Here is a 19,611-nt window from a genome sequence, read left to right as displayed (position 1 = left end):
TGTAATGCTTGCGATTATACAGTTATGAACAATAAGAATATCAACAAATGGACAAATAGTAGCAAAAGTGCAATAGTGTTACAAAAGACCTACGGTACTCCCTTCTATCGTTTATCTAGGTTGCAAAGTTTAAGCGGGGTTCCTGTATCATATAGCTCGTTGTGGCAACAATATTTAGATGTTTGGCAAGAAGGTGGTGGAGCTGAAATTTACAGGGTATTATTGGAAATGGCTGCCGAATGTAGCTCACTGAATCTTGATGATACTAGAGCCAGGATTTTAGAAATTACTGTAGCCAATAAAAAATTACGTACTCAAAATAAGAAAGGACGCAGCTGTTATACCACTACTATATGTGCTAAGACTGCCAATAATGAGGTGATAGTTTTATATTTTACCGGTAATAAGCATGGTGGGGAAAATATTGGTAACGTACTAAAGAATCGTAAGAATAGAACAGATTCTATTCATTTAATGACTGACGCAAGTAACAATAATAACCCAGTATTATCAGAAGCAGATAAAGAATTACTGGCAATAATAGTGATGATCAATTGTTTGTCACATGGGCAGAGAAAATTTACAGAGAATGAACCATATTACCCTGAAGAATGCGGATATTTTCTCAAACAGACTGGTGGGATTTACCATAATGAACATCAATGTAAAGAGATGAGCCTTGAGGAAAAGCTGAAGTACCATCAGGAACATAGCAGTAAATATATAGAAAACATATATAACAAAATAGACGAATTATTTAACGACAAGAAAGTTGAGCCTAATAGTAGGTTTGGGCAAGCTATGAAATATTGGTTAAATAATAAAGAAGGTTTGACGCAATTTTTGAAAATTCCAGTTAGCAGTCTTGATAATAATTGGGCTGAGAGGTCACTACGTACCATTATTTTACAAAGGAAGAATTCATTATTCTTTAAAACAATCAATAGTGCTGAGATACATAGTGGTCTGTATAGTATAGTAAAGACTTGTAGTGAGAATGAGATCAATGCCTTTAAATATTTAAATTGGCTGCAAGAGCAGAGTAGCAAAGCAAAGAAGCATCCTACGAATTATACACCTTTTGCCTATGCAAGATATATAAATAATACGGAATTAATCGAGACGGCAGCTTAAATGACAGGAAGCCAATCATTAGAGAGTTTGGCAGAACTAGGATCACCATTATGAATAAGAATGTGTAAGGTTCTATAACAAATCTGATAAGATGAATTATCAGATGGGGAAAGTTTTGCCGTAAATTTACCTTTGGATAGGCGTTTAGAGCATAACCAAAAGCCTTGACCATCAAAGGACAAAATTTTAATGGCAGTTCTGTTTTTATTATAGAATAAAAACAAGGAACCATTAAGAGGGTTGGAAGAAAGTTTTTGTCTGCAAACAGCTATTAAACCATCGATACCCTTACGAAAGTCGATGGCAATAGTGGCAACAAAAATAACTGACTGAGGGGTTAGTTGCAGCATAGAAATGTCTGAATTATGATTTTTGGATCCAATGTTTGGATAATAAGCTTGGTACCATTTGGTTTAATAATGTGGCAAGTGTAGTAATTTTGTTTGGGAGTAGCCACAGGATCAGTATCTATAGAATTTACTAGTTGAAATGGAAGGAAATTAATATCTTGTTGCAGTTCTTTATTTGAAGTTGAGGTAGGAGAAGTTTTGAGGGAAGGTTGATGGGCTTGTTGAATTGAACTAATTATTGTTTTATTAATATTGAGATGTTTGGCTATATAGTTATGCCTATAGGATTAGGTGATAAAGAACATAACTATTGTAAGTTGTCATTCCCGCGTAGGCGGGAATCTAGATACCTGCTTTCGCAGGTATGACACAAAGTTTGTATCACCTAATTCAATAGGTTTCACTATATCTTTGCAAGAATAGTGATGGAGTAGCTGGCGAACTAATTCCTTTAGATGGTTTGGTATGGGATCAAACTTGTTAGTTTTAGTTTGACGCCAGGCTTTAAATTGCTGAGCTACTTGCTCAACAGTAATTGATGGTATTTGCATAGTAGGAACCCAAATTTATAAAATAAATTCATACTAACAAAAAAATTTAATAGAGTTATGCAGTTTTGCTGCAAGTATACTCTAAATCTATCACGGCTAAACTGGATAAAGCCTTAACCCCAGGGTTTAATGACAATAATACTAGCGACGTTGAACAAAGTGAAGCTTTATCAGAAGGTAAGAATTTAGTAATCCATAATTTAAGAATTGCTGTAGCTTCGCTAAGATATAATTTACATATTCAGGATGACTATACGGAAGTTAATCATTATAATAATAGTAACAAGAGTTACTGTAATGGATCAATAACCAAAACTATCAACCAAATCAGAAACTTCCAGAAGGTGTTAGATAGGCAGCATCTAGAAGAAATGCAACAGGAGAAAATTCAACAAAGTAAAGGTATGGGAATGAGTATGTAATATGTTTGGAAATGATAGGGTAAGTTCAGGTTTAATTATGTTGAATAGAGTGGTTTTAAATAATAATGAAAGGGTCTTTATTGCCAGGACTTTTATCGCAAAAAGTCATAGCATAAAATTTGTAATAAATAGATGATTGGATAATAAATATGACTGTCAAAACAGCTAATGTCACAACTGAAGAAAGCAAAGTTGTGCAAGGTAACAAGCTACCAAGAATGAGGGTAGGGACAGATGATTTTAAAACATTATTGTTAAATAGTGATGTATTTGTTGATAAAAGCCTAATGGTTAAAGAATTATTGGAAGATAGTGGTGATGTAATCCTGATCGCTAGACCAAGGCGGTGGGGTAAGAGTTTGAATATGAATATGCTCCAGAAGTTCTTTGAAATAGAGGTAGATGAGAGAGGTGAGGTTTTACCTGAAAAAGACAGAGTAAATAACAAATTATTTATCGGGGGCGAAATAGATTTAGGATTAGCCAGTGGTAAAAAAAGAACACTTAAAAAGTTGCAAATAGCCCAGTATTTAGAGATTATATCTGATTACCAAGGTCAATTTCCAGTGATTTTTATTAGTTTTAAAGATGTTAAGGGTAGCAACTACCAAGAGATTGAAGTAGGTATCAAGGATCAAATTATAGAATTATTTGCAAGTCATCATTACTTAAATCATCATGTGATGGAAGATACAGGACTATTAGATAATGCACAAAAAGAAAAACTAAGGCGATATTTTGATGGGAAACTTGAGAAGAATGATTTTAAAAATAGTTTGCGTTTTTTAAGTGAAGTGCTGTACAAACATTTTAAGCAAAAAGTCTATATATTGATCGATGAATATGATACACCGATCAATAGTGCTTATCTAAAATTTGGCGAGAGATTAAAAGAGTTTGAGGATGTACTAGAGATGTTTCGCGGAATGTTTGGTAGTAGTTTAAAAGGTAATCCTTGTTTAGAAAAAGGAGTAATTACCGGCATATTGCGTATCGCTAAAGCTAATTTATTTTCAGATTTAAATAATGTTAGTGAGTATACTTTGCTTGATAAAAAGTTTGCTAAATTTTATGGCTTTACCCAAGGAGAAGTTGATGAATTACTAACCAAAGTACCACTTGAGACGAATCCTGAGAAAATAAAAGATTGGTATAATGGTTACAATTTTGGAGGAGAAATCATCTATAACCCATGGTCGATCATGCAATGTTTAGCTCACGCGGGAAGTCTTGATACTTACTGGGTTGATAGTGGTGGCTTATCGCTAGTGGATAAAGCCTTCATTGACGATGATATACAAGAAGATCTGCAAAGCCTATTAGAAGGGAAAGGCATAGTTAAGAAACTATATAAACAAGTTTCTTTAGGAGAGATCGAAGATAATCCCAACATCTTTTTCAGTCTATTGTTATTTGCCGGTTACTTGAGTCCGTTACTTACTGATGATAATGTGGAGAGTCCAAGATATCGTTTGACTATTCCTAATACAGAGGTACGTAACATTTATGTAGAAAGGGTAATAAAATGGGTGACTAAAAGACTAAATATAAAAATTAATGAGTATGATAATTTTATCAAATTATTAATTACTCAGCAAATATCTCAATTTGGCGAGAAGTTGCAAGAATATTTATTAAAATCAACCAGCTATCATGATATGCTTGTGGAGAGAGATTACCATAATCTGATGGGCGGAATATTAGCACCACTGACGGTGCAATATGTAATAGAATCGAATAGAGAGTCTGGATATGGCAGATGTGATCATATGTTAGTACCAATAGTTGGTCGTGGAGATAGTGCTATTATCGTTGAATATAAAATATGCAAAATCCCGGAAGAGTTAGAATCTGTAGCAAAAATAGGATTAAAGCAAATTATAAATAAACAATATGACGCTAAAATAAAAGAACATGTGCATATCAAGAAAATTACTAAGATTGCGATAGCTTTTTGTGGTAAGGAAGTTGCACTAGAATATCGAGTTGATGAGATATAAGGAATATACGGTCTATTATAATTTAAGAATTGCCTTAGCGGAACAAAGGCATAGTTTACATATTTAGGTTGAGTGGAAGTTAAAAATATTATATCAGTAGCAAGAATGTTTTGACAAGTACAACTATAAAATATGTTGATAACAAGGTATATGACCGTAATTGGTAACAAGGTAATTGTCCGGAAATAGAGTATAAGAATCTCTCAAATTAAAAGAGAGAGGTTATGCCAAGTAGGACAAAAATATTACAAGAGGTTATAAAAATGCGATTGGGGTTGTGACGTAGACAATGGCATTCGGTTAAGCTTCTAACATATTTACTCCTAGTAATTATAGATATAGAGTACATACTTGATTTAGTCGTATTTTTTATATAGACTAGCAGTTAATAGTACTTATTTCTAGGTCTCAACGCTCTAGTAACTTAAGACTTATCATTGGATTTTCTTAACCGAATGCCATTGTCTACGTCACAACCCCTAAACGAGGTAATTCGCCAGTAATTAGAAAAAATGACCAAAGAGAAAAAGTTGAAATTACTATAAAAGTGCCGTTTGGGAAAAGCAGTAAATTCACCAAAACGGCATTTAATGTTAAGACAGCAAATCTTGAACAAATTTCTGATGAAATGGCAAAAATTTCGAATAAGATTTTTAATATTTTTGAGATAAACGCAATGCAGTTAGAGTGAAAGTAGAGCATTTTCCTAAAAATTCATGTAATTACAGATAATATTTTTTACTAAACAAAATTATTTTGTCAAAACTTGAGTGATCTGCCTTCACAAGTTAATAATTTTATTTTATAAATAACCTATAAATACTAGACCTCAGTCTAAAAACCGTTCCTCTAGATTTATTCACATTACAATTAATTTTTATTTAAAGGTCATTATGAAACTATCAATTTGGATGGAAGTAAATAATTTAAAAACCTGTAAGGTAGCCAGATTATTTAAAGTATCATCATCCCATATTTACAAATATATCTACGAAAACACCATCCCAAGACCCAAAGTGATGAAAAGAATTTTTTTTGCAACCTATGGAGCTGTTACTCCTAATGATTTCTATGGAATTGGTACAGAACTCTTGGAAAAAAAAATTACTTGAACAATTAAAATATAAAGTAGTGAAGGAATGAGAAAAAATATGAGCAAAGATAAAAGAACACGAGAAGAAATATTTAATGATTTAGCATCAGCCATTCGTAATTCGCATGATCAAGAGATAAGTGAACAAGAATCAAGAAAGCTAGCAAGAAATTTTATAAGGTTTAGCCAAAGATTTATCGAGATTCAACTTAGAATAGATAAGGAAAAGGAATTAGCACGCAAAGATTGCGATTGACTTTATTAGGGAGTTAGTTAGAATCACAGTTGCAATCGGGGATACGGTAATGCATGTTCAGAGCTAGGGTAGTAATATCCTAGCTTAGGATAGAACATTACAGTATCTTTTGCAATAAAAAAACTAATCAAGAAAAGGAGTTTGATAATGACTGATAAAGCTATAAAGGCAATTATTTTATCACGTGTCTCTTCTAAAGATCAGGAGGAAGGTTACTCACTTGAGGTACAAAAAGATCGGCTAGAGAAATATTGCGAGCGTAAAGGCTTGCATATTATACAAAGCTTTAAACTTGTTGAATCTTCTACCAAAGGTGATCGTAAACATTTTATGGAAATTATCAAATTTATTAAAAAAGAGCGAGAACCTATCGCTTTTGTTGCTGATAAAGTTGATCGTATCCAAAGAAGCCAAAAAGAATCTCCTATACTAGATGAGCTAATTAAGCAAGGTAAATTGGAACTGCATTTTAACAGTGAAGGTTATGTTATTCATCAGCAGTCAAGTGCTCATGAATTAATGATGTGGGGCATAGGCGTGGTAGTCGCTAAATGCCATACTGATTTATTAAGTGAAAATGTTAGAAGAAGTTTTAAACAAAAAATAGAAGTTCATGGGGAGTGGTAAGGCTCCTCTCCTGTTGGATATAGTTATACCTATAGGATTAGGTGATAAAGAACATAACTATTGTAAGTTGTCATTCCCGCGTAGGCGGGAATCTAGATACCTGCTTTCGCAGGTATGACACAAAGTTTGTATCACCTAATTCAATAGGTTTCACTATATTTAAATAAACGGGATGAAAGGGGTAGAGGGACAATAGTAATTGATCCAGTTAATGGTAGTATTATTAGCAAGATATTTGAAACCTATGCAACAGGAGCCTATACTCTATCAGAAATGGTGACCAAAGCTAAGGAATGGGGATTGCGTAGTAAGAAGGGCTATCATATAGCTAAGTCAGTTATACATCACATACTACAAAATCCTTTTTATTATGGAGAAATGAGAGTAAAAGGAGAGTTGTGGTCGCATCATTATCAAACACTTACTAATAAAGAAACTTTTAAAGCTTGTGAGGCAGTACGTATGGGTTGGCATAAAAAACCTTTTCAATATAGAGGTAAAGAATTTTTATTTAGAGGTATCCTTAATATGAATTAACTGAACTAATTAAGAGTTATGACAAAGTAGGTGATAAGCTTTCTAAAAAGCTTGCAGACCTTATATGTATCAGTACAAACGCCTATGAAACTTTTAAAGGTTCGACAATTGATGAAAAAAGGGAATTATTAAATTTTATATTTTCGAACCTAACACTCGAGGGCTGTAACCTGCATTACGTTCTGGCTTTTCCATTCACAGAATTGCAAAAAGTAGCAAACTGTCCCGAATGGCTGACTTGATTGGATTCGAACCAACGATCAAGAAGCCTAATCTCTCCTAGCCAAGTGGGCATAGTCATCATATTTTAGCAAATCAATATCATATGAAAAACTTTTATTAGTTATATAATATTCCAGTAATCGCATCATACCTTGTTTATGATGATCCAATTCCTCCCTAGTGATATCTATCTCTAAAGTTTGGATTATTGGCTTTGAGCTAGAAATTTTTACGTAAGTAACCTGTTTAACGCTATGAACTTCTATACCAAAACCACCTTCTTGTAACATTAGAGCCTCAATTATTAGCTGTGGAGATAATCCACTCTCTACATCTTTTCTACTCGGTAAGCTACCAGTTTTATAATCGATAATGACAGCTGCCCCAAACGCATCTATCTCAATTCTATCAGCAACTCCAATTATTGTTAATTCTTGTCCCCCAATATTTAATAAAATTTCTCCTCTACTTTCAGAATAAATATATTTGTAATCATTTCTACGTTGTTCATCAAACTCAATAAAAGACTCAGCAATAGGCATAAATTTTATTTGCCAAATTTTTTGCGTATAGGTTGGCAGAATAGTATTCTGTAAAATATTATTACTAATATCCAATATTAAGCCAACTTTGTTATTTTCTAACTTATTATAATTTCTCGAATATTGTTCTAAAACCTTATGAACAAAACTACCAAATTCAGATATTTTGGGTTCCTGCCCTATCATATCTTTACTTCTCACATTCAAAATTTTCTTAGCATAGAAACTGTAAGGATTCCGTACTAACATTTCTATATCAGTAACTGATATTACCTCGGGAAAAATTGGACTATATATACTCGAATGCTTTGAAGAATTGGCTCCGCAAAACTGCGGGGTATTCGCGTACTCACGTACTAACTGTACGCTCCGCTCGCTCACCCCTTGTTTTACGTTCCAATTCTCCAGATCATTCGAGTATACGCAACCATTATGATTAATTGACTCAACCATATTAATATTAACATTATTTTGTACATCCACTAAGTCACTTTCTGCTAAATATGTTAAATAATTTTCTGGAATCAAACTTTGTTGTAAAATAAATTGCAATTTTAGTAACAAATTCGATGGTAATAAACCAGATTTGCCATCTTGTCTTTTTGCTCTAGTAATTATTACTTGGGCATTATGCAGAAATAAATAGAAATAATATTGATCTATAGAAGAACTAGTAACCATATGTAATTTTTTTAGCGTTTGCTCATTAATCCATTGGCTAATAGATGACGATGACGACCAGCATCCTTGATTAAAGTCAGTTAAAATTACTAGATCAAATTTAAGTAACATTAAATCTTCAACTTTACCAATGATTATATTCTTAGAATAATTTTGATGGGCAAAATACTTACAACTAGACATTAAGCCCTTCAGCAACCTTGGGAAATCCTTCTTATTATCTAATGTTAAATTACAATTAGTTTTTATTAACTCCGATAGAAAATTCGATAATTCAACAGCTGGCTGTTCATGCCAAATATCTCGATAAAGTTTTTCAGCAATGCTAATCGAAGATTTTAATATTTTAGCAAAACTATTACCACTACTGGTATAAAGTAAGTCTATTAGTTTCTTACACCATTCTATTAATTCACTATCATTGGTTTTTTCTACTAGAGATAGCATTTGATCTGATTGCCGAACAAAACGATTCTTACCGTTCATTAAAAGTTCTAATCTTTGAACTAATTTACAGTTAATCAAAGGATTTTTTAATAGTAAAAATAGCTTTTTTATATCAAAATCATTACATAATATTTCACTAATGGAAATTATTAGAGAACTAATTAATGTTTCTGATAAATTATCACCTAGTAAATCTTGGAATTCTAAGGAATATTTGGTCAGAAAATTACAATAAAAATTCTTGGTTGTTTGATTATTAATAATAATAGCTATTTTCTTATCACTATATTGTTGGCAAATCAGGCTTATTTGCTCTGCCTCTTGAAAAATATCTTCAAGCTCAAAATATTTTATATGATCTACAGCTAATTGTTGAGATTCATCAGCTATATAGCTACCCTGATTAGTATTTGTCCATAGCAAATTGTCGTCATTGCGAGAAGGCGTAAGCCGACGAAGCAATCCATTTCTAACCACTTCCCTGGATTGCTTCGTCGTGCTTACGCACTCCTCGCAATGACGGTTGGGCAAAACTATTTCCGTCATATTGGGAGTAATGTTAGTCGGGTTAGCTATATCCTCAAAGATTATCTTATTAAAAATCAAATTATCTGATTGATGACTATCTAGAGGCTGAAAATCTGATAAATTTTTATTGAGAATTGTCAGTAATTTTTTAAAGTTATATAAGCAATCTTCTTCAGGATTATCAAGAGAATCTGATAAATTACTAATAGGTGGCAAAATTATAAAACCATCCAGTGAATTAGCAACATTATTTAAAAAATTCCATAATATGGGATTATCACCTACTATGCCGGCTACTATTAAACTAGTACCAGCTCTTTTCAGCCTTGCTATCTCTGCATCCATCATAGTTATTTGATAATTTACCCGATCTAGCAATCCTAACAGTTCTATCTTTTTTTGCCATTCAGAATGGGTGTATTTAAGAAATTGATAAATAATACTCCAATGTTGCGATAGGCTTATTTTTTCTATTTCATTTACAGAATCTATCGATAAATTATTACAAGCTAACTGATAAAATAACTCAGCTATTGTTGAACAAAATTGCAAAGATTGTGTTATGCTGAATTGTAAATTACGATAATTATGAATGATTTCTGCTAGGATAATTTTTTCTTGCAAAAGCGTTATAGGCTGTAAATTTTCTGATGCAATAGCAAAGATTTCTTCACCTTCAGCCATAATATTAGACAAAGGAATAATATTTGGCAAAATCGTAATATTTTGTTTGTTAATCAAAATATTTTGTAATTTCCAACAAGCAAGACCACTTGGCAATATAATCTTAAGATTGTCAATAGAATTCTTCCCACTGAAATTATCTAAAATAAAATCAGCTAATATATCTAAAAACGATGAAGATGGGTTAGTTCTATAGAGGTTCATTAATTCCGTATTAGTTAGATTATATAAATGCTATAGCTATAATAGCATAATTTGATAACACCACTAATAGCTAAAACTCTTATAAAATTTATTTTAGTAAATCCGGCAATTAAAGGAATAAATTTCCCCCACAATGGCATTAGCATAAGCCCAAATATAAATATGTTATATTTAAAAAAGAATTGAGATAATAATTGCTGATTAGTATGAATCTGAGCATTCTTAGAAAAATAAAAAATTCTTAATAACATTATACCAAGAAAATAATTTATACTAGTAGCAACTAATGAGGCAATAGTTGCTATCACAACTATTATTAAATTGTTATAAACACCAAACATCTTCATAGAATGAACAATTAATTCACTATCTAAACTTAAAACTAAATTACCTACTAAACTATCAGTAAATAGTAACGAATAGGCTTCCAACTGATCCATAATTCAGACTACCATATATAAAGTTTGACAAAATACTATTCAATACTATAATTTAGCACCTTGTAGCTAAGCCGACTAAATTACTCCGTCATTGCGAGGAACTATTTTAGTAGCGACGAAGCAATCCATTTTTGTGTCATCCCTGCGAAAGCAGGGATCTTAGATTCCCGCCTACGCGGGAATGACAACTTACGATTGCTTCATAGGCTTACGCCTTCTCACAATGACGGAAGTATTACTATGGATAGATACTAATCGGCTTAGCTTAAAATACAACATATTATAATTTAAATTTTTTATGAATAAAGCTCTATCCTTGAAAAAACCACTTTTGTTATGGTCTCTTGCCAGCCTGTTTTTTGCATTTCAATTTATACTAAGACTTTCGACTGGAATTCTTAGAGAAGAAATTATCCAAAAATTTGCCATTGATACCATAGCATTTGGTTCACTTGCTGGATATTATTATTTAGGTTATGCAGGAATGCAATTACCAATCGGTATAATGCTAGATAAATTTAGCTTTAGGATTGTTGCATTCATATCTATCTCAGTTACCTCTCTTGGAGTTTTAGTTTTTGCTGCAAGTTCAAATTTTAATCAGCTAATTATTGGGAGATTGATGATTGGAGCGGGTTCTGCTGTTGGGTTTTTATCAGTAAATAAGATTACCAGGACTTATTTCCCAGCAAAATATCATTCTATGATATTGGGATTTGCTTTTACCTTTGGCTTAGTTGGAGCAGTATTTGGTATTACTCCAATGAAACTATTATTTACCCATTTTGGTTATTACTACACCTTTTATAGTTTAGCAGCAGTGGGATTTATTATTGGACTAATTATTTTAGTAATAAAAAATGATGATACAAGCAGTAACTCACATGCTGTTCCAGATTCCAAATCTTCAATATTGAAACTACTATGCAATCCCACAATTTTATTAATTGGATTTTTTGATGCTCTAATGGTAGGAGCATTGGAAGGTTTTGCTGATCTATGGGCTATTCCATTCTTCAAACAAATTTATCAAATGGATGATATGGAAAGTAACTTGGTTACCTCATTCGTTTATATAGGTATGTGCTTTGGTGGACCAGTGCTTGCACTTATGGCTAATTTAGTAAAATCACCTAATTTTGTAATAACAATCACTGGATTAGTAATGACCATAATTTTTGTCATTCTATTATCTTTTCCTTCATTAAATTTCTTTGTTACTAGTTCTTTAATGTTTTCATTAGGAATTTTTTGTTGTTACCAAGTTCTAATTTTTACCATTGTCGGTAACCTTGTTACGGAAAAATCTGTTGGACTTGCCGTTGCAATAGTCAACTGTATCAACATGTCCTTCGGTCATTTCTTTCACAAAATTATGAGTTATTTAATCTCTTATAATTGGGATGGATTACTGAGTGAATCTGGTACACCTATCTATAGTCGCTATGATTTTATTATGGCAATTTCTATAATTCCCATTTGTTGTCTTATCGGGATACTCGGTCTTTGGTATTTGTCTAGAAAATTAAAAACTCAAATATCAATCAAGGGGCTTGTGGGAGAGAAAGTTTCATCTTAAGTGGTGATAGCAACCACAAACTCATTACGAGAAGGCATGAGCCGACAAAGCAATCTAGTAATATAAGTTTTCTTGGATTGCTTCGTCGGTCTTATGACCTCCTCGCAATGACCATTAGGTAAAACTGCTTCCGTCATTGCTAGGCCACGTAGTGGTTGTGGCAATCTATTTCTAATCACTTCCCTGGATTGCTTCGTTAACCTACGGTCTTCCTCGCAATGACGTTAATCACATACGACTTTTAAGGTGTCTTGCATAACCGCTTCCTCTTCTAACTTTCGACAGTTGTGACGCGAATGCCCCGAAGTTTTGCGGAGCCAATTCTTCAAATCATTTGAGTATAAATATTTTTATAAAATATTACTAATAAAGCTTAGTGTACATTATAATTGTTGTATACTACATAATATAACAATTTGTCCTAATAACAAAATGACTAACAAAAATACTTTATTGCTAATTGATGGTTATGGGTTTGTCTTTAGAGCATACCATGTTCAGCCACCATTAACTTCTCCGGGTGGCTTAGCTGTCGGGGCACTTTATGGTTTTACTTCAATGCTGTTAAAGCTACTGAATGATTTTAAGCCAGAGCATGCTATTGTCGTTTTTGACTCTGGAGGAAAGAATTTTCGTCACCAAATTTATGACCAATATAAGGCAAATAGACCTCCTCTACCAGAAGATTTAAAGGCTCAATTACCACTTATTCGCCTAGCAGCTGGTAGCCTAAATTTTCCAATAATTGAGAGAGCTGGTTATGAAGCAGATGATATAATTGCAACTCTAGCTCATAAAGCATCTACATTACAACAAAATACTATCATTATTTCTTCTGATAAAGATTTAATGCAATTAATCAATTCGCATACTAAAATGTATGACCCAATAAAAGCAAAATACATCTCCGAAGATGACGTGATCGAGAAATTTGGTGTAGAACCCGGTAAGATCAGGGAAGTAATGGCGTTGATCGGTGATAAATCAGATAATATACCAGGCGTTCCAAGCATTGGCCCTAAAACTGCTGCAACGCTTATTAAACAATTTGGTTCATTAGCAGAGCTGTTAAATTCACTCGAGCAAATCACTAACGACCGCCAGAGGACAATCATCAGCTCCTCAAAGGAGCTGGCATTAATTTCTTGGCAATTATTTAGCTTAGATTATAATGTTGATATCGAGTTAGATTTTAGTTTATTGCAATATACCCCACCTAATAGTAAGCAAATCTCTGATTTTCTGGCAGAGTATGGTTTTAAATCTCTAAACAAAAGGGTGGAGAATTTATTCCAAATACAAATTACCAACGAATCTTTACCGACTAAGCAGATTATAATCCAAGAAGTTTCTTCTCAACAACAGCTTGATACTATGCTAGCTAACGCAGAAGAATATGGGATCGTCAATATTCATCTATCAGATTATCCTGGACAAACTCCTTCTATAATTTTATCGATTGATGGTAAATGCTACAATATTAAATTCATTGCTAAAGCCTCTGGCAATATCTCTGATTTACTTGCTTACGATTTTCGTCAAAACTATCTGAATCAATGGTTTATGACTGATATTCTTCAATTACTAAGAAACAAGTCTATTAAGAAGATCACTTATAAACTAAAAGCATTATTAAAGTTCTTTGTCGATAGTGAAATATACTCATGCGAGGATATTGAACTAATGCAATATCTGATATCTGCTGGCAAGCCTCAGAAAAATCCATTTGATGGGGTGCAAAAAGATAGCTTGGAAAGCGTAGCAGTAGTGGTTAGCAATTTTAATACTAATTACCAAAAACTGTTGCTAGAACTAAAAGATAATCATGCCTTAACACTATATCGAGAGATTGATTTACCTTTATGTTATATAATAGATAAAATGGAAAAAGTCGGGGTTAAGATCGACTCGCAATATCTTAAACAGCTATCTAGTGAGTTTGGTAATGAGATTACTCAATTAGAACAGAAAATTTTTACTATTACTGGGACAAAGTTTAACATCGCCTCACCAAAACAGCTTGGAGAGATTTTATTTGAAAAAATGCAATTACCCTTTGGTAAATTGTCATCAAAAGCTAAGTCCTATTCTACTAGTGCAGAAATTCTTGAAAAAATTAGCGAGAGTGGCTTTGATATTGCTGATTTATTGCTAAAATGGCGTCAATTAACTAAATTAAAAAATACTTATACGGATAGCTTACCTACGCAGGTAAATCCGACAACTAATAGGGTGCATACAACATTTTTACAAACTTCAACTAGTACTGGTAGGCTTAGCTCTCAAGAACCCAATTTACAAAATGTACCAATTCGCTCAAAAGAAGGTAATAAAATCAGAGAAGCTTTTATTGCAGAAGATAAGCATAAATTAATTTCAGCTGACTATTCTCAAATTGAACTGCGAATATTGAGTAGCATGGCAGATATACCGTCCTTAAAGCAAGCTTTTGTTAATGGTGAGGATATCCATAGTAAAACAGCTTGTAATATATTTAAAATTACTAAAGAGGAGTTAACATCCGACCATCGACGTAAAGCAAAAGCCATAAATTTTGGCATTATCTACGGTATTAGTGCTTTTGGACTAGCAAAACAGTTACATATTAGCTCTTCACAAGCATCTGACTATATAAAAAAATATTTTGAAGAATACCCAGAAATTCAAAGATATATGGAATATACAAAAAATTACGCCAAAGAACATGGTTATGTCCTGAATCTCTTCGGACGAAAATGCTTTATTCCCCTAATTCATGATAAGAAACAATCCTTGCAGCAATTTGCCGAAAGGGCAGCAATCAACGCTCCAATCCAAGGAACTAGTGCTGACATAATAAAAATAGCGATGATTGATCTTGAGCGTAAAATGCAACAGCTAAAATTGAAAACCAAGCTAATTTTGCAAATCCATGACGAGTTACTTTTTGAGTCCCCCATTGATGAGGTAGAACTAGCAACTCAACTAATTAAAACTACTATGGAAAACTCACCTAAATTAATAGTTCCGCTTATTGTCGAAACTAAGGTAGGAGATAATTGGATAAATATGCATACTATCTAGTCGCTCCTTCAAAAAGGCTGTAGCCATAAGAGGCAATATACTCTTATTCTTTAAAGAGTTAGCTACTGCAAATACTTGCGGGGCATTCGCGTGCGAAGCAAAGCTTTGTACGCTCCGCTCGCTCCTCCTTTATTTTACGTTCCAATTCTTCAAATCATTTGAGTATACATGTTTGTGGTCAGAAATTACATCAAAATCCATAAGATTTTTACCTTATTTTGTTCAAAACCTTATAGATTTCCAAAGTTTTTGTAGTCTAACCACAGGGCAGAGTCTGTTGCCCTTGCGAAGGCAGGGAGCTAAAATGCTTCTTAAGAAACCAAAGCCATCCTGAACTCGTTTCAAGATCTATATACATTTAACAAGATCCTGAAATGAATTCAGGATGACTAAAAATACAAAAAAACCTGGGACATTATAAGGGAACTGTAAATATTTGCAGAAATTTCGCATATAGTGAAACCTATTGAATTAGGTGATACAAACTTTGTGTCATACCTGCGAAAGCAGGTATCTAGATTCCCGCCTTCGCGGGAATGACAACTTACAATCGTTATGTTCTTTATCACCTAATCCTATGAGCATAACTATATCCAAACACTCTATTGCTTCTGGAATAGATGTAATCTCATTCTTTTTACTATCAATAACTTTGCCGAATAAAGTTATACCTGATTCAGCTGCATATACATTTAAAAAATGTAATGCTCTGATACCCTCATGTTTTGTTCCTCTCAGCGTTTTACCATCTATTGCATAATGTTTTTCACTTAAATTGTTAGTAAAATATTTTACTAACACCTTATTTAATTGACTAGAATCAAGACTATAGTGAAACCTATTGAATTAGGTGATACAAACTTTGTGTTAACCTTGCGAAAGCAGGTATCTAGATTCCCGCCTACGCGGGAATGACAACTTACAATAAGTTATGTTCTTTATCACCTAATCCTATAGGCATAACTATATATCCCATAAATGTACCAATTTGACAGTTCTCTACTCGACCTGCTGTCCCAGTATACTGACGCTGAACACCCGAAGATTGTTCCCCTTTTTTTAAAAATCCAGTGTCATCAAAAGTTAAATATCCTTGCGTCCCAAGGTTTTCTATAGTTATTTTAATCAATGCTTTTTTTAATGCCACAACGTCAATAGCTGCATAACATAAAAGATACTGAAAATTGTATGGTGTCTTAGCTCCTACCATTTCCGTTAATTGCCAGCTATTCTTCCTCTCAACAGAACTCATTAATGCTTTGACATACAGTGACATATTATTAAAAGTTCTATAATCATTACATCCTACTCTTAAACCGCTCTGACCTTCTTCTATCATTCCTTCCAGTTCTTGCCATATCTTGATGTTATCCATTCCTTATCTCATCTCCTCCTTCAACTATGCCATACATTCTAATACATTTTATATTATTTGTAAACTACGACTGTAGTGTTAGCCATATAACATATTTCAAAATTTATACACTTTTCTGGACAGAACCCATATAGGGATAACACTTATCTTTTTTAAAACACACTGAATAAGTCAGAAGAATTAAGAAATTTGCTATTAAGCCTTAAAATTACTATCTTTCATTTCTCTCCAAGCTTCAAGAATTTCTTTTAACACTTCTTTATTTGTTTCAATTTCGTGGTCATCAAAATCACTCAATGATTTTATTAAGTCCTCAAGATCTTTTAGTGTTAATTCAGATATATCTTCATCTGGATAATTTTCTTCTAAACTCATAGCAATTTCGTCAACATCATTCCAATGCATTATTTTCACCTATATTATTTTTTATAGCCAATTACTATTACCATTTAATCAACTCTACCAATAAATAATATATTAGTGCATGTTTATAATAGTATATTATTAAAGGGGGTGAGATTATTATGCAACTAATATACTGTTTTGCTTTGGAGAATTGACCTGACTGGTTTTTTAGTTTAAACTGACAACATTAGATATTATAGTTAATTAGAGGTACATATGACATCAGCAGATGAAGAAAAAAATAATATAGTGTTATTTAATATTGGTGGTAGTAATGAAAGCCAAAAAACTCAGCATAGTACCAACATGTCTAAATTTAGTTCAGCAATACCAACTATTGATCTTAAACCCCATATGCTAGATGGTAAACTAGACAAGGATCATATAGTAAATGAAATATTGGATCAAGTTGACCTAGTAAAAACAACACCCATACTTAATATACAATTTAATTCAAACATGGAAAAACCGTTATTTGATGAAGAGGACTTAACGACATTAAAAAACTTAGGCATTAAAGTTTGTTTAACCTTTGGCAATTATAACGCACAAGCTCAAGATTTGCAGACTAATTTGCAACCTCTTCTTAGTAATGTTAACCATGTGTTTTTTGCCAATGCTAATGACCAAATTAGGGCTGTGGCTGAAAATCATGTAGAAAAAGAGAGAGCTTCACACATCCAGTCCATATCAGTTAGTAATTTAATAGAGTCAGAGATTCTAAGCAGGCCCCCTAATATATTATTGTCAGGGGAGTTGCCTAATAAAGAGAGATTAAATGAGGTGGTAACCGCAGCAAAAGAATTAGGTAATACTAGGGTAATTATAGCCAACCATTCTTCATCTATCGATGATGTAGCCAATATTATTGCAAGCAAATTTGGACTCAGTAACGAAGATCAACAATTAGGTATTAAGCTAGAAGTTGAGGAAATTTTACAAGATAAGGTTGGTGGGGCTAAAAAATTAGAGAATTACATATCGCAATTATCTCAACAATTCCAAAAAGATCTTGGAAAAACAGAGATAAATCCTATTGATATATATTTTGATCTATCCGATCCACAAAAACTTCAGAATATTGTCAAGCAAGCTAAGTATACTATACCTCAACAGGGGTACACTATTGGAAATTTTGCGAATGGTTGTATTCCATTAGTCCAAGCAGGCTCTAATATTGCTGATGAAATTAGGCAAAGGGAAGATGTTCGAGGCATTAACAGCCCAACTATTCATGATATGCAAGAGAGTCTAAATGAGTATAAATTAGAGAATGTTATTAAGAGAGTTATCAATACTTTTAAGCAGATGACAAGTAAAGGGAGCAATACGATATCAACGAAACAGGATAAGGTAGAATACCCTCAGACAGATAATCTAACAAATGAGAATTATTGGTATGATGAAACGGATATATCCAACTTACTAAAAGCCTCATTAAATGAAAATAGAGTTTCTATTCAACCAGCTGTATCACTAGCTTCTGATGAGTATAACAAGGATATATTACGGCATGTTATGCTTGAAGCTATAACGTCGGTAAATAGTGGGAAGGACTCTGCTGTTATGCCAATTAACACCGGACATGAACACTGGGTTAGTTTAGCGATCACTAAGGACAAGGATAAAAATATAGTATTTACCTATAATGATCCTATGGGAACGGAGATAAATGACAGATCAGGGTTACTAGCGACGATTAAAGACGTTTGCCCTAATAACGTTAAAATTGTTGATTTAAAGACTAAACAGCAACAAAATGATAAGGATTGTGGACCTTTTATTGTAGATAATTTAACTAAAATGGCAAAGGGCGAGAAGATTCTTTCTATTGAGAACTCTAACGATATGGGATCAAAATTACGTGGGAAACATGCAAAAATAATGAACATCGTCGAAGAAATCGAGAAAAAGACTAATAGCATAAGAAAAGCTATGGCTTCCTATACATTACCTCGCCCTGTTACATCTCCTCCTCCTGTTAAGAATAGTATCCACTCTAGAGGGATATAGCACTTAGGGGACACAACTGTTGAAAGTTAGAAGAGGAAGGGGGTTAGAAGGTTTTTATAAGTAAAATTTACACCTGTTTCAAGGTATGTTACGATGTGCTATGTCTAGAGCCTGAAATAAATTCAGGATGACTCAAAACACCTAAGAAGCCAGGGTTCCACCTACGCGGGAATGATATCCTTCCGTTGAAACAAATGGGCAAATACTAATCGGGTTAGTTATAGATGATCAGGGCAGTTTAAAAGTCGCAACTAATGATATAAGAATCTGTTTTGAGAAATGCATAAACGTCATTGCGAGGAGCCGCTTCGCTACGACACGGCAATCCAAAAAATTGCAACGGCAAAAATAAAACAGCAAGCTGTTTATTTGGATCGCCACGCCACTTCGTGGCTCGCGATGACGGTTATTCGTTTCTAAAATCTAGTATTTTATATCATTAGTTGCGACTTTTAAAC

The 19,611-nt window shown here is 33.2% G+C and carries 20 protein-coding genes and 1 pseudogene; 12 read left to right on the top strand and 9 right to left on the bottom strand.

The genetic code is table 11. The annotated features are described in order from the left end of the window. Window positions 1-24 precede the first annotated feature (24 nt). Window positions 25-1,134, top strand: coding sequence for an IS66 family transposase (locus ACQH2P_RS02680; protein WP_425362884.1), 1,110 nt, complete (start codon window positions 25-27; stop codon window positions 1,132-1,134). Here ACQH2P_RS02680 and tnpB read toward each other — a convergent pair. After that, complete coding sequence (tnpB, locus tag ACQH2P_RS02675) at window positions 1,131-1,484, bottom strand: IS66 family insertion sequence element accessory protein TnpB (protein WP_425362591.1); 354 nt, start codon at window positions 1,482-1,484, stop codon at window positions 1,131-1,133. The two genes, ACQH2P_RS02680 and tnpB, sit on opposite strands and share 4 nt — an antisense overlap. A gap of 320 nt (window positions 1,485-1,804) precedes the next feature. After that, complete coding sequence (locus tag ACQH2P_RS02670) at window positions 1,805-2,035, bottom strand: hypothetical protein (RefSeq protein ID WP_425362883.1); 231 nt, start codon at window positions 2,033-2,035, stop codon at window positions 1,805-1,807. A 65-nt stretch (window positions 2,036-2,100) separates the two neighbouring features. On the opposite strand from ACQH2P_RS02670, the gene ACQH2P_RS02665 reads away from it, so the two are divergent. From ACQH2P_RS02665 to ACQH2P_RS02635, 7 genes are all read left to right on the top strand, one after another. Next, a complete protein-coding gene (locus ACQH2P_RS02665; RefSeq protein ID WP_425362882.1) occupies window positions 2,101-2,457 on the top strand; it encodes a hypothetical protein in 357 nt (118 codons plus the stop codon). A 149-nt stretch (window positions 2,458-2,606) separates the two neighbouring features. Beyond that, entirely contained in the window at window positions 2,607-4,457 is a 1,851-nt protein-coding gene (locus ACQH2P_RS02660; protein WP_425362881.1) for an AAA family ATPase, read from the top strand. An 893-nt stretch (window positions 4,458-5,350) separates the two neighbouring features. Then, window positions 5,351-5,569, top strand: a complete 219-nt coding sequence (locus ACQH2P_RS02655; protein WP_425362880.1) for a hypothetical protein — start codon at window positions 5,351-5,353, stop codon at window positions 5,567-5,569. Window positions 5,570-5,608: 39 nt separating this feature from the next. Further along, the gene (locus ACQH2P_RS02650; protein WP_425362879.1) at window positions 5,609-5,806 is read left to right on the top strand and encodes a hypothetical protein; all 198 of its coding nucleotides are present in this window, start codon (window positions 5,609-5,611) and stop codon (window positions 5,804-5,806) included. A gap of 147 nt (window positions 5,807-5,953) precedes the next feature. After that, window positions 5,954-6,433 (top strand): recombinase family protein, encoded by a 480-nt coding sequence (locus ACQH2P_RS02645; RefSeq protein ID WP_425362878.1) that lies wholly within the window; start codon window positions 5,954-5,956, stop codon window positions 6,431-6,433. A gap of 41 nt (window positions 6,434-6,474) precedes the next feature. Next, window positions 6,475-6,600 carry a hypothetical protein gene (locus ACQH2P_RS02640; protein ID WP_425362877.1) on the top strand — a complete coding sequence of 42 codons (126 nt, stop codon included), beginning with the start codon at window positions 6,475-6,477 and terminating at the stop codon, window positions 6,598-6,600. Between the two features lie 25 nt (window positions 6,601-6,625). Beyond that, entirely contained in the window at window positions 6,626-6,970 is a 345-nt protein-coding gene (locus ACQH2P_RS02635; RefSeq protein ID WP_425364087.1) for a recombinase family protein, read from the top strand. A gap of 269 nt (window positions 6,971-7,239) precedes the next feature. On the opposite strand, the gene ACQH2P_RS02630 is transcribed toward ACQH2P_RS02635, so the two are convergent. Beyond that, entirely contained in the window at window positions 7,240-10,278 is a 3,039-nt protein-coding gene (locus ACQH2P_RS02630) for a PD-(D/E)XK nuclease family protein (protein ID WP_425362876.1), read from the bottom strand. Window positions 10,279-10,292: 14 nt separating this feature from the next. Continuing rightward, window positions 10,293-10,718, bottom strand: coding sequence for a YqaA family protein (locus ACQH2P_RS02625; protein WP_425362875.1), 426 nt, complete (start codon window positions 10,716-10,718; stop codon window positions 10,293-10,295). Between the two features lie 298 nt (window positions 10,719-11,016). Here ACQH2P_RS02625 and ACQH2P_RS02620 point away from each other — a divergent pair, with 298 nt between their 5' ends. Then, entirely contained in the window at window positions 11,017-12,297 is a 1,281-nt protein-coding gene (locus tag ACQH2P_RS02620; protein WP_425362874.1) for an MFS transporter, read from the top strand. On the opposite strand, the gene ACQH2P_RS02615 is transcribed toward ACQH2P_RS02620, so the two are convergent. Further along, window positions 12,294-12,476: a hypothetical protein gene (locus ACQH2P_RS02615; protein WP_425362873.1), complete on the bottom strand. Its 183-nt coding sequence runs from the start codon at window positions 12,474-12,476 to the stop codon at window positions 12,294-12,296. The genes ACQH2P_RS02620 and ACQH2P_RS02615 overlap by 4 nt on opposite strands. A 253-nt stretch (window positions 12,477-12,729) precedes the next feature. On the opposite strand from ACQH2P_RS02615, the gene polA reads away from it, so the two are divergent. Continuing rightward, window positions 12,730-15,360: a DNA polymerase I gene (gene polA, locus ACQH2P_RS02610; protein WP_425362872.1), complete on the top strand. Its 2,631-nt coding sequence runs from the start codon at window positions 12,730-12,732 to the stop codon at window positions 15,358-15,360. A gap of 389 nt (window positions 15,361-15,749) precedes the next feature. Here polA and ACQH2P_RS02605 read toward each other — a convergent pair whose 3' ends face one another. The 4 genes and pseudogenes from ACQH2P_RS02605 to iscX all read right to left on the bottom strand — a co-directional run bounded on the left by ACQH2P_RS02605 (window position 15,750) and on the right by iscX (window position 17,140). Then, on the bottom strand, window positions 15,750-15,929 hold the full coding sequence (locus ACQH2P_RS02605) for a hypothetical protein (RefSeq protein ID WP_425362871.1): 180 nt from the start codon (window positions 15,927-15,929) through the stop codon (window positions 15,750-15,752). Continuing rightward, window positions 15,853-16,161 (bottom strand): hypothetical protein, encoded by a 309-nt coding sequence (locus ACQH2P_RS02600; RefSeq protein WP_425362870.1) that lies wholly within the window; start codon window positions 16,159-16,161, stop codon window positions 15,853-15,855. Before ACQH2P_RS02600 ends, ACQH2P_RS02605 begins: the two co-directional genes overlap by 77 nt. A 166-nt stretch (window positions 16,162-16,327) precedes the next feature. After that, a pseudogene (locus ACQH2P_RS02595) lies at window positions 16,328-16,636 on the bottom strand (transposase); the annotation flags it as partial. Window positions 16,637-16,930: 294 nt separating this feature from the next. Then, entirely contained in the window at window positions 16,931-17,140 is a 210-nt protein-coding gene (iscX, locus tag ACQH2P_RS02590; protein ID WP_425362869.1) for a Fe-S cluster assembly protein IscX, read from the bottom strand. A gap of 216 nt (window positions 17,141-17,356) precedes the next feature. Between iscX and ACQH2P_RS02585 the strand changes: the two genes are divergently transcribed. Together ACQH2P_RS02585 and ACQH2P_RS02580 are read left to right on the top strand one after the other, a co-directional pair. Continuing rightward, on the top strand, window positions 17,357-19,153 hold the full coding sequence (locus ACQH2P_RS02585) for a Ulp1 family isopeptidase (RefSeq protein WP_425362868.1): 1,797 nt from the start codon (window positions 17,357-17,359) through the stop codon (window positions 19,151-19,153). Between the two features lie 279 nt (window positions 19,154-19,432). Continuing rightward, complete coding sequence (locus ACQH2P_RS02580; RefSeq protein ID WP_425362867.1) at window positions 19,433-19,573, top strand: hypothetical protein; 141 nt, start codon at window positions 19,433-19,435, stop codon at window positions 19,571-19,573. The last annotated feature ends 38 nt before the right edge of the window (window positions 19,574-19,611 follow it).

The sequence above is a fragment of the Candidatus Tisiphia endosymbiont of Hybos culiciformis genome (assembly GCF_964030975.1).
Classification (GTDB): Bacteria; Pseudomonadota; Alphaproteobacteria; order Rickettsiales; family Rickettsiaceae; genus Tisiphia.
The sequence above is the reverse complement of the archived record's forward strand: the minus strand, read 5'-3'. Positions and strand labels throughout refer to the sequence as shown.